At 37.6% G+C, this 26,886-nt stretch carries 23 protein-coding genes; 1 reads left to right on the top strand and 22 read right to left on the bottom strand.

Features of this window, described 5'->3' with window-relative positions:
* Window positions 1-2: 2 nt before the first annotated feature.
* The 12 genes from GJV51_02060 to alr all read right to left on the bottom strand — a co-directional run bounded on the left by GJV51_02060 (window position 3) and on the right by alr (window position 14,183).
* The gene (locus GJV51_02060; protein QGM24835.1) at window positions 3-1,028 is read right to left on the bottom strand and encodes an ABC transporter permease subunit; all 1,026 of its coding nucleotides are present in this window, start codon (window positions 1,026-1,028) and stop codon (window positions 3-5) included.
* A gap of 11 nt (window positions 1,029-1,039) precedes the next feature.
* Window positions 1,040-1,957 carry an ABC transporter permease subunit gene (locus GJV51_02065; protein ID QGM24836.1) on the bottom strand — a complete coding sequence of 306 codons (918 nt, stop codon included), beginning with the start codon at window positions 1,955-1,957 and terminating at the stop codon, window positions 1,040-1,042.
* A gap of 84 nt (window positions 1,958-2,041) precedes the next feature.
* Complete coding sequence (locus tag GJV51_02070) at window positions 2,042-3,679, bottom strand: peptide ABC transporter substrate-binding protein (GenBank protein ID QGM24837.1); 1,638 nt, start codon at window positions 3,677-3,679, stop codon at window positions 2,042-2,044.
* A 351-nt stretch (window positions 3,680-4,030) separates the two neighbouring features.
* Window positions 4,031-4,690, bottom strand: a complete 660-nt coding sequence (locus GJV51_02075) for an ABC transporter permease subunit (GenBank protein ID QGM24838.1) — start codon at window positions 4,688-4,690, stop codon at window positions 4,031-4,033.
* 10 nt (window positions 4,691-4,700) lie between these two features.
* Window positions 4,701-5,342, bottom strand: a complete 642-nt coding sequence (locus GJV51_02080; GenBank protein ID QGM24839.1) for an ABC transporter permease subunit — start codon at window positions 5,340-5,342, stop codon at window positions 4,701-4,703.
* Window positions 5,342-6,208, bottom strand: a complete 867-nt coding sequence (locus GJV51_02085) for a transporter substrate-binding domain-containing protein (GenBank protein QGM24840.1) — start codon at window positions 6,206-6,208, stop codon at window positions 5,342-5,344. Before GJV51_02085 ends, GJV51_02080 begins: the two co-directional genes overlap by 1 nt.
* A 91-nt stretch (window positions 6,209-6,299) precedes the next feature.
* A complete protein-coding gene (locus tag GJV51_02090) occupies window positions 6,300-7,037 on the bottom strand; it encodes an ATP-binding cassette domain-containing protein (GenBank protein QGM24841.1) in 738 nt (245 codons plus the stop codon).
* A gap of 183 nt (window positions 7,038-7,220) precedes the next feature.
* Entirely contained in the window at window positions 7,221-9,020 is a 1,800-nt protein-coding gene (locus GJV51_02095) for an ATP-binding cassette domain-containing protein (protein ID QGM24842.1), read from the bottom strand.
* The gene (locus GJV51_02100) at window positions 9,004-10,785 is read right to left on the bottom strand and encodes an ATP-binding cassette domain-containing protein (protein ID QGM24843.1); all 1,782 of its coding nucleotides are present in this window, start codon (window positions 10,783-10,785) and stop codon (window positions 9,004-9,006) included. The genes GJV51_02095 and GJV51_02100 overlap by 17 nt, the downstream gene beginning before the upstream one ends.
* An 88-nt stretch (window positions 10,786-10,873) precedes the next feature.
* The gene (locus tag GJV51_02105; protein ID QGM24844.1) at window positions 10,874-11,881 is read right to left on the bottom strand and encodes a YdcF family protein; all 1,008 of its coding nucleotides are present in this window, start codon (window positions 11,879-11,881) and stop codon (window positions 10,874-10,876) included.
* Window positions 11,882-11,966: 85 nt separating this feature from the next.
* On the bottom strand, window positions 11,967-13,061 hold the full coding sequence (locus GJV51_02110; GenBank protein ID QGM24845.1) for an aspartate-semialdehyde dehydrogenase: 1,095 nt from the start codon (window positions 13,059-13,061) through the stop codon (window positions 11,967-11,969).
* Window positions 13,062-13,070: 9 nt separating this feature from the next.
* The gene (gene alr, locus GJV51_02115; protein ID QGM24846.1) at window positions 13,071-14,183 is read right to left on the bottom strand and encodes an alanine racemase; all 1,113 of its coding nucleotides are present in this window, start codon (window positions 14,181-14,183) and stop codon (window positions 13,071-13,073) included.
* Window positions 14,184-14,574: 391 nt separating this feature from the next.
* Here alr and GJV51_02120 point away from each other — a divergent pair, with 391 nt between their 5' ends.
* Window positions 14,575-15,240 carry an NAD(P)H-hydrate epimerase gene (locus GJV51_02120; GenBank protein ID QGM24847.1) on the top strand — a complete coding sequence of 222 codons (666 nt, stop codon included), beginning with the start codon at window positions 14,575-14,577 and terminating at the stop codon, window positions 15,238-15,240.
* Between the two features lie 89 nt (window positions 15,241-15,329).
* Here the strand turns inward: GJV51_02120 and GJV51_02125 are convergent, their stop codons facing one another.
* The 10 genes from GJV51_02125 to GJV51_02170 all read right to left on the bottom strand — a co-directional run bounded on the left by GJV51_02125 (window position 15,330) and on the right by GJV51_02170 (window position 26,875).
* On the bottom strand, window positions 15,330-15,782 hold the full coding sequence (locus GJV51_02125) for an Rrf2 family transcriptional regulator (GenBank protein ID QGM24848.1): 453 nt from the start codon (window positions 15,780-15,782) through the stop codon (window positions 15,330-15,332).
* A gap of 53 nt (window positions 15,783-15,835) precedes the next feature.
* The gene (locus tag GJV51_02130) at window positions 15,836-18,001 is read right to left on the bottom strand and encodes a YhgE/Pip domain-containing protein (GenBank protein ID QGM24849.1); all 2,166 of its coding nucleotides are present in this window, start codon (window positions 17,999-18,001) and stop codon (window positions 15,836-15,838) included.
* Window positions 18,002-18,094: 93 nt separating this feature from the next.
* Window positions 18,095-18,574 (bottom strand): 23S rRNA (pseudouridine(1915)-N(3))-methyltransferase RlmH, encoded by a 480-nt coding sequence (gene rlmH / locus GJV51_02135; protein QGM24850.1) that lies wholly within the window; start codon window positions 18,572-18,574, stop codon window positions 18,095-18,097.
* A 630-nt stretch (window positions 18,575-19,204) separates the two neighbouring features.
* The gene (locus GJV51_02140; GenBank protein ID QGM24851.1) at window positions 19,205-20,344 is read right to left on the bottom strand and encodes a PDZ domain-containing protein; all 1,140 of its coding nucleotides are present in this window, start codon (window positions 20,342-20,344) and stop codon (window positions 19,205-19,207) included.
* Window positions 20,345-20,404: 60 nt separating this feature from the next.
* Window positions 20,405-21,208 carry a hypothetical protein gene (locus GJV51_02145; GenBank protein ID QGM24852.1) on the bottom strand — a complete coding sequence of 268 codons (804 nt, stop codon included), beginning with the start codon at window positions 21,206-21,208 and terminating at the stop codon, window positions 20,405-20,407.
* A gap of 57 nt (window positions 21,209-21,265) precedes the next feature.
* Window positions 21,266-22,558, bottom strand: coding sequence for a hypothetical protein (locus tag GJV51_02150; GenBank protein QGM24853.1), 1,293 nt, complete (start codon window positions 22,556-22,558; stop codon window positions 21,266-21,268).
* Window positions 22,548-24,413, bottom strand: coding sequence for a cell wall metabolism sensor histidine kinase WalK (walK, locus tag GJV51_02155; protein QGM24854.1), 1,866 nt, complete (start codon window positions 24,411-24,413; stop codon window positions 22,548-22,550). The genes GJV51_02150 and walK overlap by 11 nt, the downstream gene beginning before the upstream one ends.
* A gap of 63 nt (window positions 24,414-24,476) precedes the next feature.
* On the bottom strand, window positions 24,477-25,184 hold the full coding sequence (locus tag GJV51_02160) for a response regulator (GenBank protein QGM24855.1): 708 nt from the start codon (window positions 25,182-25,184) through the stop codon (window positions 24,477-24,479).
* A gap of 108 nt (window positions 25,185-25,292) precedes the next feature.
* A complete protein-coding gene (locus GJV51_02165; protein QGM24856.1) occupies window positions 25,293-26,273 on the bottom strand; it encodes a ribose-phosphate diphosphokinase in 981 nt (326 codons plus the stop codon).
* Window positions 26,274-26,377: 104 nt separating this feature from the next.
* On the bottom strand, window positions 26,378-26,875 hold the full coding sequence (locus GJV51_02170) for a thiol peroxidase (GenBank protein QGM24857.1): 498 nt from the start codon (window positions 26,873-26,875) through the stop codon (window positions 26,378-26,380).
* Window positions 26,876-26,886: the final 11 nt, after the last annotated feature.

A 26,886-nucleotide genomic window follows, 5' to 3' on the forward strand; every position in this document is an offset into this window, starting at 1 on the left:
TCTTAGTCTTCACTCGCACGTGGGTCGAAAGCATCTCGAAGTCCGTCACCCAATAGAATGAACGCCAACGAAATTAATACCAACACAGCAGACGGAATTAAAATTTGATAGGGATAAAATTGCAGCATACTTTGCGCATCAGAAATCAACGATCCTAACGATGCCGTTGGAGGCTTAACACCTAAGTTAATTGCCGACAAAACAGCTTCAAACATAATCGCATTTGGAACAGTCATCATAATTTGAACAATAATTGTTCCAGCCATATTTGGTATTAAATGCTTAATAGCTATTTTGGTTGAACTTTCACCTAATGCTTTAGCTGCCAATACATAATCTCGCTCTTTTAATGATAAAGTCATGTTACGCACTTGACGAGCCATACTTAGCCAACCTGTTAGCGCAATTGCTATGATAATTGAAGTTACGCCACTACCAAGCAGCAAACCAATCATTGTTACAACAATCAAATTAGGAACAGACGACATAATTTCAATGATTCGTTGCATGACCACATCAACAGTGCCACCTTTCCAACCAGAAAATACACCGTATGAAACACCAATCAACAAATCAATTAATGTTGCCGAAATAGCAACTAGTAATGAAATTCTAAGTCCAACAATGACACGTTTCCCAAGTGAACGACCAATGGTGTCTGTACCAAATAGATAATTTTTCTTAACATTATTGTCCGCATACGGATTAGTCGATTCTGTTGCTCCTGGTTCTTTAATTGTACCTTTCCAACCAGGAATAGGTAGTCCTGACTTTGGTGGCAAATTTTTATATTTACCGACATTGTCAGAATCAAACGAGTTTGCATCATTTTGTTTCACAAAAACATTGGATATAATGGCAAATCCAAGGATAAATACCAAAAACCACATTGATACAACCGCTAATTTATTTAATTTTAAACGACGCCAAGCATCTTGCCAAAATGACAGTGCTGGCTTAGAAATATGTTCGTTGGCATCAGAGCTTTGTGCGCCAACGATGACAAAATCTTCAGTATTTGCAGCCATCATGAGCCTCCTTATTGCAAACGAACACGTGGATCAACAATTGCCGTCAAAATGTCCGTAATTAGAATCATTACCATCAACATCATGGCATAAACAATTGTTGTACCCATGATAACCGGAAAGTCTTTTGTCGGAATAGACGAAACGAATTGCTGCCCAATGCCTGGAATCGAGAAAATATTTTCAATCAACGTTGATCCGGTTAATAAGCCGGCAGCCATTGGCCCAATTAATGTCAAAACTGGAATCATTGAATTACGATAAGCATGTTTATTGACAATTTCTTTTTCACTAAGACCCTTAGCACGTGCCAACTGGACATAGTCAGATCCCAGTGCTTCAATCATTTCTGAGCGGACAAAACGAGTAACTATCGCTGCAGGGCTAACGGCCAATGCAACAGTAGGCAACACTGATTCTGAAAACGAATCACCCCAACCGGAAACAGGAAATAGCGGCCATTTAAACCCGAAAAGATACAGTAAAACAATGGCCAAAATGAAGCTAGGTACTGAAATACCCAAGGTAGACACCACACCCAAAGTACCATCAATTTTATTATTCTTATTACGCGCTGAAACTGCGCCCATAAAGAGACCAGCAATAACACCTATAACTAGAGCTTGTGCGCCCAATTGTGCTGAAATCGGCAATCTTTGCCCAATCAACATACCAACACTTTGGTTTTGATACTGAAACGACGTGCCAAAATCGCCATGGATAGCATTAATCATATAGTTTAGATATTGGTGCCATAGCGGCAAATCTAATCCATACGCTTTGTTCAACTGAGCAATCATTCCTGGTGTCAGCTTGGGATTATTAAAAGGCGTTCCAGGCATTATTTGCATTAAAAAGAACGTCGCAGTAATTACCAAGAATAACGTGAAAAGCAAAAGCACTAATCGCTTTAAAATATATTTCAACATAGTCTTATCTTCCTAATAAATAAGAATTGACTAACGTCAATTCTCATTTTTAATTAAATGTAGCTTAATTTTATCATATTTCGCTTACTTACGATAGGCGTACTTCAAATCCATGTTCGTGCCAGTAGTATTGATAATAATATCTTTAACATTTGAACGAGATAATGCATACCTAGAACGGAAGTATAATGGGTTAATGTTAGCATCCTTATACAAGGCTTCCTCAGCTGCCTTATAATCAGAATCTCTGGCTGAAGCATTTAAGGCATCTGTTGTTTCAGCTTTTTCAACCGCCTGTGTATAGGCACTATTCTTGAACTGACCATTGTTATATGAAGCCCCATCTCTAAATAGGTCGTAGAATGTTGAACCTTCTGGATAATCACCGCCCCATAGTGATACAACAGCATCAAAGTTTTGCGTTTGTGAATCTGACAAACGTTGCTTAAACGGTACAAATTTTTCATCCACCGTTAGTCCTGGAAGCGCTTTTTCCATTGATCCCTTCAAATAGTCTAAGGTTGTCTTTCCAGCAGGAGACTCAGAATCCGTCGTAATTGTGAAACTCATCTTTGTTTCACCTACTTCTTTCAATCCTTCAGCAAATAATTTGGCTGCTTCTTTAGTGTCATACTTGTAGCCTGGCGCAACATATGCAGCTAAATCTTTACCAGAAGATGTTTTGGCTAATCCTTCTGGGACCAACCCTGTTGCTGGGGTTGAAATACCAGATGTAACTTGGTCTGTTAATTCTTTACGATTAGTAGCTAAATTCAAAGCTTGACGAATTTTAGTATTTGCTAAGAACTTGTTTTTACCAGTTTGGTTGTACTCAATATAACTTGTTGTTGCTTCTGGTTGCTTTACAACATCCTTATTGTTTTTATTAGCTTTGTATAATTCAGGCGTGTCCGAAATTGTTGTACGATCTAACTTGCCTTGCTTATACAATTGAACTGCTGTTTCTGGCTTCTGGATAACTTGCCATGTAATTTCTTTTGTCTTTACACTCTTAGCATCCCAATAATTGTCATTCTTAACCATTTTGAATTTATTATTTGTACCATTCCAACCTTCAAACTTATAAGGTCCTGAGTACAATTGCTTTTCTGAAGTTGTGCCATACTTCTTACCTTGCTTTTCAACAAAGCTTTGTTTTTGTGGCATAAAATTAGCAAAAGTTAGTAAGTATTCAAACTGTGGCAATGGCCGTTCTAAACTAAATGTAATCTTATTACCATCTGCTTTAACTCCCAAAGAATTAATATCTGCTTTACCCGCAGCAATTGCTTCAGCGTTCTTAACACCCGAAGCTAAATATGAATACTGTGAAGCGGTTTTAGGGTTAACAATACGTTGCCATGAATATACGAAATCCTTAGCCGTCAACTTTGAGCCGTCTGAATACTTCAACCCACTACGTAGTGTTGCGGTATACGTCAACCCATCCTTTGATACTTTAACAGACTTGGCTAAATCAGGAACTGTTTTCCCTTTGGCGTTAACTCGTAACAAGTTAGAACCTGTATTACCAATGACAGTACCTGAATATGTATCTGTGTTTTTTGATATATCCAATGTTTGAATTGGTGTAGGAAAGGTAAAATTCAAAGTATCCTTATCAGAATCTTGCGAACCACCCCAGAGACCGGCAGCACGCGTTCCAGCGCCAGCAACAACCACAACGGCTGCACCGATCGCCCATTTTTTCCATGTATCCATAAAGATATATCCTCCCGATATACTTAATATATTAATGTTTTTTAGTTTACCATGTTAATTTCTCATTTGCAACTCATTTATATTAGATTTTAATATTTTGTTGCATTTCGTTCAAATGTTAGGAATATTAACAAAACCATACTATTAATCAGCTTTTTTTGATAGAAAGCACTTCATTAGCCGCAATATTTTTAATTATTGCAACAGAAAAACTAAAGCATCCTTAAAATAAAAATAAAAAAGCATCGTTTTTTAACCTCAGAAAAGAAATTCATTAAACGCTTCACATTTTGTATGAAACGCTTTTCTTTAGCAAAAAACATGCTTTTATTAAAAATTATAAATTTGTACTTAAGCTAAGCGATGATCAAACCACTTGGCAACTAAAGATAGTCCATAATTTAACAAGAAGTATACCAACGTAATTGCAATCAAAACTGGAATGATATAAGTAGAATTTTGGGCATAAATAATCTGACCACGATAAGTCATCTCGGCTAAGACAATTCCCATAGCAAGACTAGTATCCTTAACCAATGATATCAACTGTGAAATGATTGGTGGAATCATTTTCTTATACGCTTGGGGCAATACAATGTAAAACATTGTCTGAATATTGGTTAGTCCATTAGCACGTGCGCCTTCAAACTGCCCTTCATCGATGGATTCTAGTCCGCCACGCACAATTTCGGCGAGCATTGAAGATTCAAAAGTACTCATCGCAACAACAGTTGCCCAAAAAATAGGTAAATGGATGCCTAGTTTTGGTAAGGCAAAATACACGAAGAAAATAATTAATAGTAACGGTAAATTACGAATAATATTATTAATTGTACCGACAAACTTAGAAAAATATGGGATACGTTCAAATTGAACAATTCCAATTACTGATCCAGCAATAAAACTTAAAATAACCGAGATAATTGATACACCAACTGTAATGCCTAAACCACCCAACAAATATTGGACGTTTTGCGGTGTAAAGGCGTCAAAAATTCCTAATGTAACCATACTGTCCTCCTTATGCTGCGTGCTTTAGTTTACGTTCTAGATTTTGCATGTAGTAGCTCAATGGCAATGTAATTACCAGATAGAAAAGTGCCACAATGATATACGTGCTAAAAGTGTCGAACGTAGTAGCTGCAACCATATTTCCTTGATACATCAAGTCCAATCCTCCGACGAAGGCTAGGATCGATGAATTCTTCACCAAATTAATAAATTGGTTTCCAAGCGATGGTAATGCTATTTTAAAGGCTTGAGGCAGTATAATGTACCGCATACTTTGACTAAACGATAATCCATTAGCACGCGCACCTTCCATTTGCCCGTTGTCAACGGAAAGAATACCAGCACGAACAGTTTCAGCAATAAAAGCTGATGTATATAATGATAATGCGATAGTTCCAGCAGTAAACCCATTCATTGGAATAACCTTAGCAACTACTAAGAAGAAGAAAAAGGTGATAATCAATAATGGAATGTTACGAAATACTTGCACATATACATTACCAATCTTTTGTACCCATTTTTGTGGCAAAATTTGTAAAATAGCAAAGAACGTGCCCAAAATCATGGAAATGATTAGCGCAATAATACTTGATAGTAAAGTATATCCGAATCCTTGCAAGAACGTTGGGAAATTATTTTGTAGTAACGTCATTATTTCGCCTCCAATTCATGCCAATCAAGTCCTGGTACATCGCTGAACCACTTCTTAATTAATTTATTATAGGTACCATTTTCCTTAATTATAGCAAGCGCTTTATTTGTTTCTCTAACCATTGGTCTTTGATTATTATCAAAAGCAATACCATAAGGCCCATGGGTAAAAGTCCCGCCCGCAATTTGATAATCAGGATTTTCTGTAGCAAATCCATACAAAATCGCATTATCGGTTGACATCGCCTGACCTTGACCAGCCTTAAGGGCTTGCATACCTGTGGCATAATCCTGAACGGCTATCAACTTAGCCTTTGGGGCAAATTTCTTTGTCTCCTCGGCAGCTGTAGTCCCAACAATAACGATAATTTTATACTTTGGATCATTCATGTCTTTAATTGACTTAATGCCTGAGTCTTTTTTAACAAGAATTGATTGTCCAGCATCAAAATATTGATTCGTAAAGTCAATAATTTTTTCACGTTCGGGTGTGATTGTCATTGTTGATACTGTGCCATCAATATTAGTATTCTTCAATAATTGTATTTTTGAAGATGAAGACACTGGTACAAATTCTGCGGACATTGGGACACCTGTTTGCTTTGATATTTGAACAGTTAATGCTTTAGCAATGTCAACGTCGAACCCTTTAGCAACACCAGTCTTTGTATCCATTAAGCCGAATAGCTTGGTGTCAGCCTTCACACCCCAAACAATTCTCCCTAATTTTTGAACGCGTTGTAAGGTATCCTGATGCTCCTCATTTTTCTTAGCAGCAGTAGTTGCCCACAATAAGCCGAGGACAATAACAGCAGCTAAAACGATTGTAGCAATGATACCAAACTGTCTTTTTTTAGCTTTTTCCATAGTAACAGAGCGTTAAAGGATTTCATTTTCAAATACCTTATATCATAAGATACTGAAATTTCCAAAAACGCTTTTCCTCCAAATCTAAATTTTATTTGTGATCAACTTGGCTCAAGAACTGTTGAGCACGTGGTTCTCTAGGATTATTAAAGAATTCTTCGGTTGTACTATCTTCAAGAATTTCACCGTCAGCCATAAAGATAACACGATCAGCCACAGCCTTAGCAAAGCTCATTTCATGGGTAACAACAAGCATTGTCATAGATGAATCCTTAGCAATATCACGCATGACGTCCAACACATCTCCAACCATTTCAGGATCCAAAGCTGATGTTGGCTCATCGAACAACAATGCCTTCGGTTGCATCGCTAATGAACGAGCAATAGCGGCACGTTGCTTTTGACCACCTGATAGTTCAGACGGCATATTAGCCGCCTTATCCGCCAAGCCTACTTTATCCAACAAGGCCATTGCTGTAGCCTTATTTTCTTCCTCACTACGTTTCAAAACGAGACGTGGTGCAAGCATCACGTTTTCTAATGTTGATTTATTATTGTACAAGTTAAAGTGCTGGAAAACCATGCCAACGTTTTTACGGATACGATTGATATCGGTTTTAGGATCATGTAAATCAAATCCATTGACCAGAAGCTTACCTTCTTGTATTTCTTCTAGTCCGTTAATTGTACGAATCAAAGTTGACTTTCCAGACCCTGAAGGACCGATAAGCACAACAGTCTCACCTTCATCAATTTTTAAATTAATGTTCTTCAAAGCATGGAACTTCCCATAATATTTCTCGACGTTTTTAAATTCAATCATTGACATGACTTAATTCTCCTTTTTCTAAGCGTGTACACCGCAGTGTACACGGTAGCAAAAACTAGCCTAACGTAACATCTCAAACTAGTCTCCTCTTATTACCATTTTACGCATACTTGGTCTGTTTAGTCAAAGTAGTATGTGAGGTTTTATAACAAGAAGTTATAGCCATTCACTGTGATATTTGACCTATACCGCTATCCCACTTTGTGCTCCTTGTAATCGATAAAGATCATAATACCTGCCATGTGCTGCAAGTAGTTCATCATGAGTTCCACGTTCAACAACCTCTCCTTGATCCAGTACCAAAATCAAATTGGCATCCTTAATCGTAGAAAGTCTGTGGGCAATTGCAATCGTAGTTCGATTCTGACGCATTTTAATCAGTGAGTTTTGGATTTTTGTTTCTGTTTCAGTGTCAACATTCGCAGTAGCTTCATCTAATATTAGTATTTTAGGGTTAGCCACAATTGTGCGTGCAAAACTGATTAGTTGTTTTTCACCAGCAGAAAAGCTGCTTCCACCTTCTTGTACTTTAGCTTGATACTTACCATCTAACTTTTCTATGAAATCATCTGCACCAACAAATTCAGCTGCTAATTTAATTTGTTCATCCGTAAGGATATCATTGTACATACGAATATTAAACGCAATATCACCATAGAACATGAATGGGTCTTGTAACACTAGTCCCATTTTGCTGCGTATCTTGTCCATTGCAATATCACGAATATCCTGACCATCAATCAAAATTTCACCTGATTGAAAGTCATAAAAACGCATTAATGTATTAATGGTAGAACTTTTTCCAGAACCAGTATGTCCTACCAAAGCAACCGTATCACCAGGGTTAGCAGTAAATGTTAAATCTTTTAGAATTGGGTGACGACCATCATAGCTAAAATTAACATGCTTAAATTCAATTTTTCCATCAGTGATATCTCCCTTAGCATTCTGGTTTTGAGCCGGAGCATAAGTCTCGTTACCGAGGATACCAAGAATGCGATAGCCTGATACTAAACCTTCTTGGAAAGGACTGAATAAATTCATAATACTTTCTAGGGGCCCAAAAATATTGTTTAAATAAGTAGTGAATGCGTAAATAGCACCTGCTGAAACAACTGTTTGTATGGAAAGTTCACCAAAATACCATAAAACTAAAACTGTCGCACCACCTAACAACATATCAATCATAGGCTCTAATAACAAAGCATCGGCTTTAATCATTTTAAAACGAGCATTAAAGTACTCACCGTTAATTTTACCGAATTCTTTTTTAAAACGGTCTTCTTGATAGAATTCCTGAATGATATCAATTCCAGTAACACTTTCAGCAATTTTAGCATTTAATGCTGATAAACGTTCACGCATATGGCGAAATAGTCTTGATGAGAAGCGTTGATAAATGATAATACTGATAACAATGAATGGTACAACAATCGTCATCAGAAGGGTTGCATGCACATCAATTGTCCACATGCCAATATAAGCACCAATCATACTCATCACAGCAAAGGTAAGCTGCATAAAAAATCGCCAAAAATCTGTCAATGAAGCTGTATCGTTATTAACACGTGTTACAAGGGAACCTGCAGGCATTTCATCAAAAAATTTCATCCCCAATGTGTGTAACTTTTGAAATACACGTAATCGCATATCTTCTAAAGCATATTCACCAGCAACCGTGAAATAGTAGGCATTCAAAGCATCTGTCACAGCTTGCAACACGCGAATAACTGCAACCAAAACGGCAAAACTAATCATAATTCTCAACGGTACACTGCTTGTTTGATGTAAATAAGTCGTCATATAGTAAGCAATAACTCGTGGCGCGGCCGCTTGTAATAATGCAAAAGCGGCGCCAATTAGAAGAGCCACGATAAACATGGAACGAAATGGTTTTGCCATTTTAATCAATGTCCAAATAACATGAAGTTGTTCTCTAACTGGTATATTTTTTGCCCAAACAGAATCAGTTTTTTCCGTCATCATTATCCTCCTTTCCCGATAAGTTCTGTTGAAGGGTTATTGCTAATTGTTGTTGCTCATACATTTGAGCATACCATCCTTGGTGAGCAATCAGTTCTTCATGTCGACCACGTTCGACAATTTCCCCGTGGTCAAGAACTACAATTTCATTAGCATTCATTACAGAACTAATTCTGTGAGCAACGATTATCGTTGTTTTTTCTTGCCGAGTAGTTTTTAAAGTGTTCAGTATTTGCTTTTCCGTCCGTGCATCAACGGCCGACAAAGCATCATCTAAAATTAGAATCTCTGGATCAATAATTAAGGCACGAGCTATAGCTAATCGTTGCTTTTGACCACCCGATAAACTTACACCATGTTCGCCAACTTGTGTATCGTACCCCTCCGGAAAGTTCAAGATATCCTCGTGTAAAGCCGCCATTTTAGCAGCTTTTTCCACCTTCTCTTGTGATTTATTGACATCAGCAAACCGAATATTATCTCTCACTGTTGTTGAAAACAAGAAATTTTCCTGTGCAACATAGCCAATAGCTCTGTGATACACACTTAATTTATAATCTTTAATATTTTTACCAGCAAAACTAATTTGGCCAGTATAACCATCAAACTGGCGTAGCAGTAGTTTGATTAAGGTCGTTTTTCCAGAACCAACACGCCCAACAATGCCGACAGTTTCGCCAGCACGAATATTCAGCGAAATATCTTTCAAAACTGCTGATTGATCATCTGGGTACTTAAACTGATCAATCCGAATAGCGACATCACCATGAGATATGCTATCGTAACCATTCTCATCTTCAATAATTGATGATTTTTCAGACAAAATTTCTTGGACACGCATATACGAAGCATTACCACGTTCCAATACATTAAACAGCTGTCCCAAACCAAACATCGGCCATACTAATAATCCTAAATATGTTGAAAATGAGACAAGTTGACCGATTGAAATTGAATCATTCAATACCAGCGATCCGCCGTAAGTAATCATCACAACATAACTAATTGTCATCACCAACGTAGCCATTGGTCCGAATAAGGAATCAATAGCAGCTACCTTTTTATTGATTTGAATCGTTTGTTGTATTTCCTCATTAAAAGCATCAACATCTTGTTTTTCTTGCCCCAATGTCTTGATAGCTTTGATTCCAGCTATCGATTCTTGAGACTTGTTTGATAATCGTGAAAAGGCTTCTTGAGATGATGTGAAGGCACGTCGCATTTTAGGTGATAAATACCAAACACCGGCCGCCAATAATGGTAACGGTAAAACCCCAATCAACGTCAAACGCCAATCAACTACAAGGGTCATTGAGATAACCGTGAAAATAATAATAACAATCGAATCAACCAGCATCAATACGCCACCGGATGCCACTCTCTGAACTGCTGACAAGTCGTTCGTCGCATGAGCCATTAAATCTCCCGTACGTCGACGCTGATAAAATGTAGTATCCATTTTCAAATAGTGATCAAATAATTGTTGTCGCAGTGTTTTTTCCAATAATGCCGAACCTTGGAAAATATGTGTAATCCATGTATAACGAAATATGTACATCAACACAGAAAAAAGCAAAATACCACCAGCATAGAAAAATAGTTGATTCATTGTCATTTGTCGGGATACTATCACATCAGTGAAGCGACCAATTAACGCTGGGGAAACCATCTGTGATACTTCTGTCAGGAACAAAAAAGTAAGCCCTAACATATATAATCGTTTGTGCTCCTTAAAGAACCACATTAATTTGCCAAAAATAGTCATATTATTCTCCCAGACAGTATAAATCTCCATAATTCATTAAATCTATCTAAATAATATACCATATTTAAAAAGATTTTTTATATTTTATTCATACAAAATTAATTAAAATTACTATCATACTACTAACAAACCACACAGTACCACATATAACATGCTGTTTTGAATTTAAATTCATTACACCAGCAAACTCTCGTAAAAACGCTATACCACGGTACGGAAACTGTGTGTATCCTCCTCGACCTTGCGCATTAACTCCTTGCTTTTTCGCTAGTAAAGCACCACGAAAAACATGATACTCGCTTGTATAAAATGTGAATGAACTGTTAATTAATTTAGCACTATTCCTCAAATTTTCATATGTATTTCTAGAACGATTTTCCAACATTGTCTTCTCACGAGGAACATTTAGTTTCTTTACGGCAAAGTTTCTCATAGCTTCTGCCTCAGAAACTAATTCATCTTTCCCTTGGCCACCCGAAAAAAGGATAGTTGGATACTCTGGCATTTTGTTTGCATCTTTAACAGCTGCCTGAATACGATTACCGACGATTCGACCAACATATTGTCCATCAACTAACCCACCACCTAAGACGACAAGCGTACCGCGGATTGGTTGTTTAACCACCAATCCATACAAAATACTACTGATGAAAAACTGTAAAAATTGCCAAAGAATATATATTGACAGCCATGGGATAACAACCAGCATTGGTTTCATAGTTATTGAGAAACTGTCGTTCAGAAGACAGATACCAATATCAGTAATGGCGTATATAAGTAATACCAGTGGAAAAAACAATTGATGTAGGTTATGTTGCCATTTACGCCAACTTTGAAAACTATGATAGGCTAGTGTGATCACAAAAAATAGACCCGTAATATTAGCCCATTTAACGAATCGCTTAGTTCCTCTAATTAACTGACCAACTGATATACTTGGAAACTCAATTACCAACAACCCAATAAATAAGAAAATCACAATGATCAACACATAAAGTCCCATTCGCATACTTGCTGGGTTGGTTTTACTTTGGTACCAAAGTAGCCAAGACAAAATACTTATGGCTAACATTAAACTTGTTAGAATTACTATCATAAAGTTATTGTAACACGTTACTTTTACACACAGTTGTACCTCGCTTTTTGAGACATAAAAAGAGCGCTGAACGCTCTTAAAAAATCTACACTGTGCCAAACTTATTTGCTGCGTTTTCTGGGACTCTGACCAAATTTAAGTCAACAAGACGTTCTGCAATCTGTACTGTATTCCAAGCAGCACCTTTCAGGAGGTTATCTGAGACAACCCACATATGGAAACTATCATCACTTTCCAGATCAGGACGCACACGGCCAACGAATGTTTCGCGTTTTCCTTCGGCATTAATTGGCTGTGGGTACAATTGTTCCTTTGGATTATCTTCCAAAACAACACCTGGAGCCTCACTAAGAATCGCTTGAATATCAGCGGCTGTTGCTCCAGATCCAGCATCCGTTTCAAAATAAACGGTCTCACCATGACCAATAGGAACAGGTACACGAACTGCAGTTGCTGTTACTTTCACCGCCTTGGAATTCTTATCACCAAACATGATTTTTTTAGTCTCATGAATCATTTTCCATTCTTCATGAGTGTAACCATCTTCTTCAAAAACATCTATTTGTGGTAGTAAATTATAAGCTAGTGGATAATGATGCTTAGCACTTTTAACCGGTAAAATCTCAGCATGCATTGCTTTACCAGCATTGTGGGCATCCGTTTCTGAAACTAATTCTTGCCATGCAGATTGTCCTGCGCCAGAAGCAGCTTGATAAGTTGAAACGATAACACGTGTCAAACCATATTTAGCTTTAATTGGCGCTAGAGCAACAACCATCTGAATCGTTGAACAGTTAGGATTGGCAATGATTCCCTGGTGTTGTTTCAAATCTGTTTCATTTACTTCAGGGACAATTAAAGGAACATCATCATTCATTCGCCATTGGCTTGAATTATCAACAACGACAGCGCCACGTTTCACAGCTTCGGGCGCAAACCGCGCTGAAACTGAACCACCACCGCTAGCTAAAACCAAATCAACTCCATCAAAACTTTCCGGAGTTGCTTCCTCAACAACTACGTCTGTACCTTTAAATTGAAGGGTCTTACCTGCTGAACGTGACGAAGCAAGTAATTTTATGTTTTTCACGGGAATCGTTGACTGCTCCAATTGTTCAATGAGTCGCGTGCCCACAGCACCTGTTGCGCCAAGAATGGCAACACTATATTCTCTAGTCATTATCTTCTCCTAATCTACTAAAATACGATGTATTCTATCTTGTAGCCCTGTTGTGATTTCCCACGGCGCCAAATCTACAAACTGTGCAACATCCTCTATCGTATTCTCTAATTCTCCATCTTGACCAATAAAAGTTACCGTTGTACCTTCTGGATATTCACGAGGCAAACGTATCATTAACTGATCCATTGCTACCTGCCCTACAATGGGGGCGTATTGACCATCAATGATAACCTTAAATCCCATTAATTTGCGTAGCCAACCATCCCCATAACCAATAGGTACAGTGCCTATCCACTCGTTTTGAGTTGTCGTATATTTGTGTGAATAACTAATACCCTCACCAGCAGGTAAGCGTTTAACAAAATTCACCTCGCTCCGAAGGGCCATGACGGGTTTCAGGTTACGTCCATCTGCTAGTTCACCACGAGAGGGCTCAATCCCATAAAGCACCGTTCCTACGCGGACAACCTCATGGGGAACCTCTTCTGCGTGATACATTGCAGCACCTGAATTAGCAACATGATAATACTTTGGTTTTGGCAAATCATCTGTCAATTGATGCCAACGTGTTAATTGCTTTTGGAAGTACCTGGTATCTGATGAATCAGATTCGGCAAAGTGCGTCGATAGTCCAACATATTCAAACTTATCAGCATGATCCAAAACAAACTGTATTGCGTTCGCTAAAGTTTCACGATCTCTAAATCCGATTCTCCCCATACCAGTGTCTATTCCTAGTGTAACTGGTAATCGCTGTTCACCAGTTAACTGATGTTCTGCTTTCTCCAACCAATCCAATGAAACAACAGTTGCCATGATATGCTGGACAGCCATTAGTTCAGCATACTTTACCTGTGAAATACCTAAAATTAAAATTGGTGCGGTTATGCGCTCATGCCGCAGTGCAATAGCTTCATCAAGGACAGCTACACCTAAGCCATAAATACCTCCTGCCACAGCAGCTTGAGACATAGGAATCAAACCAAATCCATAGGCATTTGATTTAACGGTCAAAAAGACTTTGTCTGCACCTGATACATTTTTAACGGTCGTTATATTATGTTCAACAGCGCTCTTGGAAACTTCAAGACGTGTTGGACGTGTTATTGCCTCTACCATACGTTAGCCCATTCACAGATATCTATGAATGCATACCTCCTCTATTAAAAAATCCACAGCGCACAAGTAGCAGCCATGGATCCCAATTAATTGCAATCTATAACATAGCACTCCGCTTACGCGACAGTCCAACGGTTTTTCACCAATTGGCCCAGCTATTTGGTGTAACAGCACCAATGCTTCGGCTGCATCCCCTTTAACTTGTTTCAATGTGCCTGTAAGCACTCCGCAAGCTACTAATGTCAGCAGCAACCTCTATGATTCTTAAATTGTTATTATTGTATTCTAATTTTTTTCATTTGTCAAATTCAATATTTTTACGCTTGTTTGATTGATAACACTGTCAAATCACCGTATAATGAATTTAATAACTTATGAAATGATGGGAACTATGACGCGACTTGTTACGGCTACAGAAATGCAGCAAATAGATAATTACACGATTGAAACTATTGGTATGCCACAAGATGTATTAATTGAACGAGCCGCAATGGCAGTGATTGATGTTATCGGTGCGGGTAGATTCGATTTAGGTCACGTATTGGTATTAGCTGGTCTTGGAAATAATGGTGCCGATGGCGTGGCAATTGCTCGTCTCTTGTATGCTCAAGGCGTCAATGTCTCATTACAATTCGTCGGCAATGTCAGCCGTGCAAAAGACAGTGTCAAGCGGCAATTGGCAATCATTGAAAAGCATGGCTTAGTTCGTTCTGAAAAAAGTGACTTCAATGAGGCAACTTTAATCATTGATGCAATATTCGGGATTGGATTAAACAACGTTTTACCTGAAGGGTTACAAAAAATGATTAAAGCGGCCAACCATATTGATAAACCTGTCATAGCTGTCGATGTCCCTACTGGTATTGATGCAACAACAGGTGAAGTACGTGGTGCTGCTCTTAAAGCACATACTACAGTCACCTTTGGTTTAACGAAGGTTGGTTTAACACAACAAAATGGTTGTTATCTTTCCGGAAACGTTATTTTAAAAGACGTTGGAATGCTTGTTCCAGATGATTTTGAATTCAGCCTACAAGAAGCACTGCCCGTTGCATAAAATATAGTGCTTACCAATGTAAAAAAAACAGTTTATTAATGCTTACTGGGCATTAATAAACTGTTTTTTTTCACTCAATATATACAGCTTCATCGCCAATCAACAATTTCTTCACCTTCTTTGGCAAATAATAATAAATCAGCAATCGATGTACGTTTTAATCGTTTCTTAAAATCTTTCTCTGCTTCATAGACAATAGATAGCACTTCTTTTGTTCCTTCAGCTACAGCAGTTTTAGCAGGAAATACACGGTCTGCCAGTTGAGTAGAATGAATGAAGCTATCTTCTCCTTCAATCGCCTCATAAACATCCAATAACGTAATGTCATTGGTATTACGAGCTAACTTGAAACCACCTTCCTTACTAGCTATCGCTTTCACCAAGTTCGCAACAACTAATTTACGCATTGTTTTTTTTAAATATGATTCAGATACTTCTAAATGTTCACTTAAAACATGACTTTTAACAGGTAAGCCATCTTTTTGCAAAGCTAACATGACCAAGACGACCAAACTTTGTTCAACTGCACTAGACATTTTCATTTATTTTTCCAACTTCATTTCTTTATGTACGCAGTCTGTCGACTGCTTTTAAATTAATGCTTAAAAGTTAACTGATTATGATTTAATTTCATTTGGTATACAAACCAGGTTAGCACCATTGATACCACTCCTAAGGATAACAATACAGTTAAGTCTGATGCCACACTACCACCCATAGAAATTGTTTCGCGGAAGGCATGGACAGAGTAACTCATTGGCATCCATGGATGAATTGCCTCAAAAAAGTTGTTTGATAACTCAATTGGATAAGACCCTGCACTAGCACTCAATTGTAACACCATCAAAATCAGCATAATACCTGATCCTAGTTTACCAATTAATACATTAAACAAGACAACAAATTGATTAAACGCAAACGACGCTGCTAAAGCTACAATAAATGTCATTGCTGGTCGCTGCGCTTCCATGCCGTCGACTAAGAAGAGTAAACCAGTCATAATCAGTGCTTGTCCAATAAAAACTGGCGCGTTAATTAACTGCTTATTAGCCCACCACGTAAAACCATTTTTTGGCTTTTTAGAAACCGTCATGAAATCAAATATGGTCGTAAAGGTAATCATACCGACAAATAACCCTACAGACATCATATATGGTGCCATTCCAGTACCATTATTAGGAACCTTTGATAAATTAGATGACTTTTTCTGAACTGGCTGTGATAATGCTACCACATTTGATTTCTTATTGTGTATGGCTGATAATTTGACAGCGCCATCGGCTAACTTATTCGCTAAAGTGGTTGTGCCTGTCCCTGCTTGCTGCAAAGCCGCACTAGCTTGACTCTCACCAGTAAGCAACTGTGTCGTGCCATCATTTAATTGTGAAGCACCATTATTAAGCGTATCGTTTTTGGCAGCTAGCTGTCCAAGACCTGTAGTTAATTGTGAGGATCCTTGAGCTAGCTGCTGAGCACCTGGTACTGCTTGGTTAGCTATTCCTTGGCTGACGGTGGTTAAACTATCATTCAGTGTTTTAATGGCTGTTTGTGCCCCTTGAGTGGCAACAGACCCCTGTTGACCAAGCTGCTGTAGTTCTGGAATTTCTGCCTGCAACGCTTGCAATTGTGGCAACATATTCTTTAACGTAGTTAATTGATTTTGAATTGTACTAGCTGCTGTAGCGCTCGACTGCACGTTTTGACCTAAATCACTTAACGCTGCTTGATATTTAGCAGCAACGGCTGGGTTTTCTTGTAAGAACTTTTGGAAATCAGCATCTTGAGCTAATGCTTTGAACGCAGTTGCGTCTTTTCCAGCACCAGTTAATCCAGCTGACAACTTTTCGGATGCTTCGTTAAGTTTGGTTGTATCAACAGATATAGTTGGTGATTCAACTTTACTTAGTTTTTGTAGACCTTGTGTCAGTTGTGTCAATCCTGTATCCAGCTGCTTTAAATCGGCTGCACTGGCATTTTGCTTTGTATTGATTTCATCGGAAACCTTTTGAAGCTGTATAGCAAGTTGTTGCGCACCTGAAGTTAATTGCTGTGCACCAGCATCAGCGGAAGACACGCCATTTGTGTAGATTGACAAGCCCGTCGCTAATTGTGAAGTACCAGTTTGTAGCTGTGCTGTGCCATCTTGCAATTTTTTAGTACCATCTTGTAATTGCGATAAACCACTCCCAAGTTGTGTGGCACCTTCGGATCCTGATTGAAAACCTTTTTGTGAGGACGTTGCTGCATTTAAAATTGTTTTATTATAAACACTTTGCAATGATTTTGAGACATTTGCCTGTACTTTATCAGCCGCTGAAGCTGTTAATTTTTCAGCAATGAATCCTTGCCCAGTATTATGCGCAATTTTAATTTCAGGCTTAACTGGTTTATCATTCAACAATGTACCTGAATTTTTTGTAAAAGATCTAGGTATTGTGATGGTCATGTAATACTTTCCAGATACAAGGCCCTTTTGCGCTTTTTCAGCCGAAGTCTTCGTTAATTTTAATTGCTTACCGTCAAGCAACTTGTTAGTTAAATTATCACCTATATTTTGTGATTTACCATTAATTTTTGCGGTTTTATCTTGATTAACAATGGCAACAGGAAGGTGATCTACTCTACCGTATGTATCCCAAAGTGACGACAAAAAAATGACTGCGTATAAACTCGGAATGAGTGTAATACCAACCAATAATAATGGTAACCCCCTGATTTTTCGAACGCGGTTCCATTCTGAATTCTCAAAAAAATTCCTCATACTTCACACTCTTTCGTGTATATTTTTTATCTATGGATATATTATAGACACGGAACAATGAAAATGCAATATTAGTTTTCATTTTTTTACATGTTACTTATGATAAGGCGATCCTTGTTGAATCATAAAAGCACGATAAATTTGTTCAATCAGTACAAGACGCATTAATTGGTGCGGCAATGTTAACAACCCAAAGCTCATTTTCAAGTTGGCCCTTTGCTTGATTGCCTTGGATAATCCAAGAGAACCACCAATAATAAAAGTAATATCTGAATAACCATTAACCGCAACGGTTTCAAGTTTTTGAGAAAATTCCTCGGAAGGGAACTGTTTTCCTTCTATTGCTAGCACAATCACATAATCACGCGAACCAATTTTGGCTTGAATCCGCTCCCCTTCTTTAGCCATAATTTGGTTTTTCTGTGCCTCACTAGCATTTTCCGGTGTTTTTTCATCAATCAACTCAACTACCTGCATTTTACAAAAACGAGATAATCGCTTTGTGTACTCTGCAATACCTTCTGTTAAATACTTTTCTTTTAATTTTCCGACAGTGATTAGTTTAATATTCATTTCAAATCCACTCTTTACAGTTTCTTAATATTTTCGGTTGATTACTTATACTCATTATATTAGATGTTATCCACACGAACAAAAAAAAAATTTTTTTCTAAAAATGCTTTTATATCAACTTTCTTGCTGTTCGCTTTTTTAAGTTATCCACTGTTTTTTGTGATTTTCAAAAAAATGTGGATAACTTTATAAACGTTATTTCACTCTTACTTAGATAAAATGTAGATATCTTTTCACCAGTTATCCACATTTATCCACAAAGTTATACACAGTTGTGGATAAGCACACGCGTTCGATTGATATTTAAAGTAAAATTTCTTTACATTGTTCGGAAAATGTATCCTAAATAGTATTGCATAAATGTTTTTTTTTTAATTTCTCCAATACACGAACATTACTACTATTCTTCTAAAAATGAAATATTTTGCCTTAAATATATCCTAAAAGCATCGATATTTATCATTTCTTATAGAAATAGAGCGTTTATCCACGAATTAAAATATCTTTTCCACATTTACCAGTATTTAGTCCACAAATTATCAACATTTTCGGATTTTTTTCAACATTTACATAAAATACATATTTTTTAATAAAAGTCAAACAGATGTAAAGAAAAAGCTAACAGTTTTGTTAGCTTGCCAATTTCTGTGTTAATTTAACTTTGACGGTTTTCTTAGTGTCTTGATGATAATAAGTCAAGCTTATTGTGTCCCCAAGTGAATGCTTGTAAAGTTCTTCTCGTAAATCAGCCTGTGAACTGACCTTTTTACCATTGATGCCGACAATAACATCGTACTTCTTCATTCCAGCTTTATCTGCTGGGCCATTGTTAGTCAAATTCATTACTACAACCCCACCAGTAACGCTATCCGGAATTTTCAAAGTCGATTTTTGCTCCGAAGCTGTTACTTCCGATAAATTAATCAGACTAATACCAATTGCGGGTCGTGTAACTTTTCCATCTTTGACTAATTTGTTAACAATGTCAACGACTTGGTCCGAAGGAATTGCGAAACCCATCCCCTCAACACTCGTTCCAGAAGAAGATGTTGATAGTTTCATTGAGTTAATACCAATAACCTGTCCTGCAAAGTTAATTAATGGTCCACCTGAATTGCCAGGATTAATAGCAGCATCCGTCTGAATAACAGTGGATCCGCCGTAATTTTGACCATTTTCAGATGTTGTCTCAACTAACCTTTTTTTGGCAGAAACAATGCCTTGCGTCACTGATGAAGCATATTCGGAGCCCAGTGGTGAACCAATTGCCAAGACATTTTCACCAACAGTTATTTTACTTGAATCGCCAAATTGTGCAGTTGTCGTAACATCTGTGTCATCTATTTTCAGAACAGCTAAGTCCGTCATCGCGTCTTTGCCGACCAATGTAGCCGTGGCTTTCTTACCATTGTGGAGCATAACCTGAATTTTAGCTGCTTCAGTGATGACGTGGTTATTTGTTACGATAAAAGCGGATCCATCTGTTTTTTTATAAATTACGCCAGAACCTTCTGACGACTCTTGGTAACTACCTTGACTGGACTTAGTGAAGTTTAATACAGATACGACTGCATCCGACACCTTATTATAAGCTGATGTAGCGGTTGCATTCTTGGCAATCGTTTTTGTACTTGTTGCTGTCGTACTTACTTTTTGATTTTGATTTTGTAACACTTGTACGCCTTGCTGCCCGTACAAAATTACTCCTCCACCAATTACACCAGCAATGACACCAGTTAACAACGTTTTTGTAAATGCTGATTGTACCATTAGTCACCTCTCAACCATGTTTATTTTATTCTATCAATTTGAAATTAAGCAAAAATTAAATTATTCTGATAAATTATCTCCTGTAAAGGTATTGATTTTCAAAATACCCGTACTGCCATTAGCGCGTGTTACAACAAATGCCCATACCGGTAAATAAATATCATAGCCATTAACCTTTACCGATGTATCATAGGATAGCGCACCTTTTGATAATTTATCTCCACTATTTAGTTCATTAAATTTGTAGAGCGCGACAATTGCTGCTTCCTCTGTAATTGTCGCGCGTTCATCACGCAATACTGTCACATTAGTTATTTTAGTTTGTGTAAAATCAGTTACCTTACGATCTTTATCTTTGTTAAAAATCATCAGCCCTTGTTTAGCAATGACCGGAAAATTATCAATATATTGAGAATAGGTTACACGATTTTTGCCATTAACTTTGGATAAAATAGGATTATACCGATATCCTGCATTGTGCGCTATCTTTGATGCCTCAACATCATCAGCCGCAGCTTTCTTACCACTACTTGTACTACTGGTATTTCCTCTACCTAGTTGTGAGGTTTTATTGAAAGTCACATAAAGTGTCTGATTATTAACATTCGCATTGAAATTTGATAATTTATCAATCGTTGACATTAGGCTATTTGACCGCTTGCCGGCTAAATAGCTAGCATACTTAACTGAGGTACTAAAATTAGCCACTTTTATTTTTTGATTTTTAATCTCACTAATGATATTCGTATTTGCATCAGTCACTTTAATACTTGGTCTCTGACTACTACGCCACCAAAAAAAGAGAAACACGTCCAAAAAAATGAATAATAGCGTCATTAATATTTTTAGTCGTCTAAACTGCATAAAAAACGTATCCCTCCTTTCATAGCTTTCAGCGACCTGTATCACACATACTGAAACCTATTCTCGATTGTCTAAAAATGTATTGACACTCATCCAACCTGTCGATGTCTCAATCATCCACGTAGGATTCATATTGACCGAAACATTGTTTTCTTTATTAGCCAACCACTCGTAACCTGGTGCAATAGAATAATAATCATTACTTTTGACACCTGCGGCTTGTAATTTTGCTAAAACATCTGCTGATTTTGGCAAAGTTACATCTTTTTCCGTATTAGGAACAGGCACACCTAGCTCATTTAGCGAATAGGTACTTGTCAAATTACCATATTTATCCAACGTCATATGAATCGCACCAATCTTTGATTGATAATAAACTGGTAGCCCCTCAACGAAAGTTCGATAAGTAATATCCTTCCCATTATCCCGACTTTGGTAAAAGCGTGTATCAGAGAGATCTAATTGTAACAAATTGATTTGCGAAAAGCCGATATTCAATCGGTTGTAATAGCTGCGCTGCAATGTACCGGTTGTTCGATTATCTGTAAATGTCACTGTTTCTAAATCTGGATCATAAATAATCTGTTGATTACTATATTTATTAGTATAAATTTTTTTATTATTCTCCGTGGTCTGGGTCAACTGGTTTGTAGTCCCCAAAAGTGCTGAGACATAAGTCGTTGGATCACGATGATTCACTAAATAAGAGTACACCGGCAATTTAAACTCTTTCGGGTAGTTCAACATCACCTGACCGTTAACTACTTTAAAATTTACCGTTAAAGCTTTAGGCAATCGTGTAGCAACCTGCCATGCCTCCGTTGTATCAATTTTACTAATAGTAACTGTCGTAATCGTCTTAGCCTGTGTATTAACAAAATATGCTTTTTTAGTATGGCTAAGTGGTACCACAACATAGTTAAAGTTAAAGCTTTTATGTGTTGATACATTCTGAGAATAATAAGAATTAAAATATTCAATTGGCACAACATCTGGATAGTGATACAAAGCTGTTTGTGTTTTATCCAGCAACTGGGTAATTTCTTTATTAGTCGCTTTTTTCTTTGTAGGATTGGTCATTATAGAATCTGCTAAATACTGATGAATGCTTTTATGCTGTGCATTCGTGGTATGCATAACCATGTGCTGTGTGCCACTTTTATCATTCACGATGTAATTGGTAGGTCTAAACAATTCTGAAGCTTGTTGCGACTGCTGGTCTGTTTGTGTTGGTGCCTCCTGACTACCTGCCGAAATAAATATTAATGCAGTTAGTACAATGGAAATAATAATAGCGATCGTCAATACAATACTAATTGCAACGCCTTGGACTGGTCGATTATTCTGCATCCCAATCGTCCTCCGGTTCTTCATCAACATAAGCTAACGAAATATAGAAGGTAGAACCTTTATTTTCAACTGAATCGACCCAAATACGGCCATTAAACTTTTCAACCACTTCCTTGGAAATAGCTAATCCTAATCCAGTTCCACCCTGCGCACGTGATCTTGATTTATCGACACGGAAGAAACGATTAAATATATTATCTAAATCTTTTCTTGGGATGCCTAGCCCTTGATCAGAAATACTTAATATCGCACGTGTTTTTGTCTTAATCAGTCGTGCTGTTATGGTACCACCGTCTGGTGAATACTTCACCGCATTATTCATGATATTGTCTAATACCTGAGTAAACTTGTCTGGATCAATTTCAACCCAAACATCTTCCTTAGTAAATTCACGCAAAATATTATAATTTTTAGTGATCGTATTTTCGTTTTTAGCGTCACTTTCCAAAATCATATCAAAACGATTCAAAACAAAATTAAACAAACTATTTAAATTAATAACTTCTAGCTTGACTGCCATTGTTCCTTGATCAAGGCGCGATAACTCTAACAAATCATTAATCATTCGAATCATACGTTGCGTTTCACCCTGAACAACGCCCAAAAAATTTTGTGCCATTTCTGGATCATCAATAGCACCCTCTGCCAAGGCATCCACGTACGATCGAACCGAAGTTAAAGGTGTCCTTAATTCATGCGACACATTGGAAACAAACATACGCCGTTCGGAATCTATACGTTGTTGTTCGGTAATATCATGCAGGACTACAACTAGTCCAGAAATAAAACCAGATTGACGTTTAATCAACGAAACATAGGTCTGAACTAACAGTTCTTTACTATCGTCTGATAAATCTACTCTGAAATCATTTAGATTTTCCAATATATCACGTAGTGTACGTTTACCTTCTAAACGTAGGAGACTAACAACATTTTGTCCAAGGGCATCTTCCCGGCTGACCCCTACAAAGTCTGCTGCAGCCTGATTAATAATGGTAACTTCACCACGGCGATTAGCTGCTAAAACCCCATCCGCCATGTGTGTCAAAACCGAATCCAAACGATTACGCTCTGCATTGACTGTTTCTGTTGACTCTTCAATGCGCATAGATAGATCATTAACCGATAATGCCAATTGGCTTAATTCATCAGAACCGTAAATGTGATTCACTATCGAGTAATCACCTTCAGCAATTTTAGTCGTCTGTTCACTGATTTGTTCAATTGGTCGTGTCAAAGTTCTTGCTAAAAATAGGGCCAACGCTACACTGGCAACTAGTGCAATCAAACCAGCAATAATAAACAGCCGCATAACGCTGTTAATATTCTTATATACTGGTAATAAACTGGCTTTTACAACAATAACACCAGAGACATCCTTTAATCTTCCTGCAGTCACCCCTAGAGGTGTCGTCATAATTTCTTTACGCTCACCGTTTTCATTGATCGTTCGAGTAGCAACATACGATTGATCCCCAGCAAGTGCTTTTTGTGCATTAATATCGGTCGTTTTTTGGCTAATTGTTTGCTGCCCCGATACAGAAGTTGTTCCTCGAATTGTTCCAGTCTTATCAATAACTTGCACTTCTTCAATGTTGGTATTATTTAATCCAGACAAAACGTCTTGAATTTCATGATTGCCTTCATCAGAGTTACTATTACGTAAAGCAGTGTTAATTGGATCAGTAACATATTTAGGTAAAGTGATTTGTTGTTGGAATGTCCTTAAGTTTTGACGTTCCATTTGGCGTACGAAAAAAGCACCCAAAAGTTCGAGTGCGATAATCATTAGCAACACAAAAACAAGTGTGATGCGAAAACGAATAGATTGGAAAAATTTAGTAATTGACGTCATTTTAATTATGCTCAGTGGTGAGCATTCTTCCCCTCATTATGTACGCGTAAACTTAAATTTCATTTATTCTTCTGATGGGCGTAAATAGTATCCGACACCACGACGTGTTGCTAACCAATTAGGATGACTAGGGTTGTCTTCAATTTTCTCACGTAATCGTCGAACCGTAACATCTACCGTGCGTACGTCACCAAAATAATCATAGCCCCATACTTGCTGTAACAAGTGTTCACGTGTCATCACCTGTCCAATATGTTGTGCTAAATAATATAATAATTCAAATTCACGATGCGTTAACTCAATATCAGCACCTTCCTTTGAAACCATATAGGCTTGGGGATGGATTACTAAGTCACCTAAATGAATATCTTCTGTACTATTGAAAGTCTCTTCAGAAGTTTGCGAAACAGATTTTCGACTTCGCAAATTTGCCTTAACTCTTGCGACCAATTCACGGTTAGAAAATGGTTTAGTGACATAATCATCGGCACCCATTTCTAAACCAAGAACTTTATCAATTTCACTATCTTTAGCGGTCACCATGATGACAGGTACATCTGACTTAGAGCGAATTTGACGCAATACCTCAATACCGTCTACTTCTGGTAACATCTGGTCTAGTAAAACTAAATCAGGATTTTCGTCATTATACATATCTAATGCTTCTTGACCATCCGCAGCGGTGACTACATCGTAGCCTTCTTTGGTTAGATTAAATTTAATAATATCAGAAATCGGTTTTTCATCGTCCACAACTAATACTTTACTCATGGCAGAACTCCTATCGTATATGTGTCGTTTCTTTTCATTATAACATTTTGGATAAACGAAAAGAACAAGCAATGTTACTTGTTCTCATAAAAATGCAACAATATTTTATTAATGCCCACGTCGATAGAAGCGATTTTTAAACAAAGAACTAATCGCTTCATTTTTGCTAATACGGGTAATTGCTTCACCAATTAGCTCACCAACAGAGACAATTTCTAATTTCTCAAATTTTTTGTCTTCTGGTAAATTGATTGAATCAGTTAGAATAACTTTTGTAAACACTGAATTCTGTAGACGTTCAATGGCTGGCCCGGAGAAAACAGCATGCGATGCTACTACATAAACTTCTTTGGCACCGTGTTCCATCACTAGTTGAGCACCCTGCGTTATCGTTCCAGCAGTGTCGATCATATCATCAATCATGATAGCCGTTTTACCTTTTACATCACCAACAATGCTACCAACTTCAGCCACATTTGGTTTTGGACGGCGCTTATCAATCACTGCAACTGGTGACTCAAGTTCCAACATATTATTCAAATTACGTGCGCGTGTCATCCCACCGTGGTCAGGTGAAACAACAACCGCATTGTTTTTATCAGCAATACCTGATTCAATCAAATAATCTGCTAGTAATGGCGCGCCTTGCAGGTGGTCCATTGGAATATCAAAGAAACCTTGAATTTGAGCAGCGTGAAGATCTAGTGCTAATACACGTGTCGCTCCGGCACGTTCTAACATATTAGCTACCAATTTAGCTGTGATTGGCTCACGAGAACGTGCTTTACGATCTTGACGTGCATAGCCGTAATATGGCAGAACAACATTGATTTGATTTGCACTTGCACGACGCAATGCATCAATCATAATCAATAACTCCATCAAATTGTCATTCACCGGTGCTGAAGTTGATTGAATAACAAAAACATTATCGCCACGAATACTTTCCTCAATGTTAATTTGTACTTCGCCATCAGCAAAGCGTTTAACGGAAATACGGCTCAACGGAACACCCACCGAATCGGCAATCTTTTGCGCAAGTGGTTCGTTTGAGCTGAGTGAAAAAAGTTTCAATTTAGGTTCTGGCATGTCTAACTCCGAGTTTTTATAGGTAGCTATTGTAGTATTACTGTATTCATTTTACCAAAAAAAACAGTTAAATACAGTTGTTATTACAATTTTTAAATAAGATATTACACTAAGACATTTGATAATGCTGTCAAAGCTGCATCGTAATCAGGTTCATCTGAAATCTCTGGCACGATTTGTGAATAAAGGACAACACCTGTCGCATCGATAATGTAAATCGAGCGTGTATCAAAGCCAGTGTCTGGTACGTATAACTTAGTTGCATATCCAAATGATTCTTGTTCATCTGAAAGCATACGCATATTTTGCACACCTTCAGCTGCACACCAATCACGTTGCTCTGCTACTGTATTTGTAGATATAGTTACAAAATTAACATCTGTAAATTGATCGACAGCTTGGTTAAAACGACGTGTCTGTAATGAACAAATATCTGTATTTAAATCTGGAACGACAGAAAGTAATGTCACTTTCCCTAATAAATCGGCCGTCTTTATCTTTTCATTGTTTTGATCTATTAACTTGAAATGAGGTACCTCGTCGCCAACTTTAAGTGGATCACCTTCCAGCGCAACTTTATTACCATTTAACAGAACGTTCATCTTTTTTGCCT

The sequence above is a fragment of the Leuconostoc mesenteroides subsp. mesenteroides genome (assembly GCA_009676745.1).
Classification (GTDB): Bacteria; Bacillota; Bacilli; order Lactobacillales; family Lactobacillaceae; genus Leuconostoc; species Leuconostoc koreense.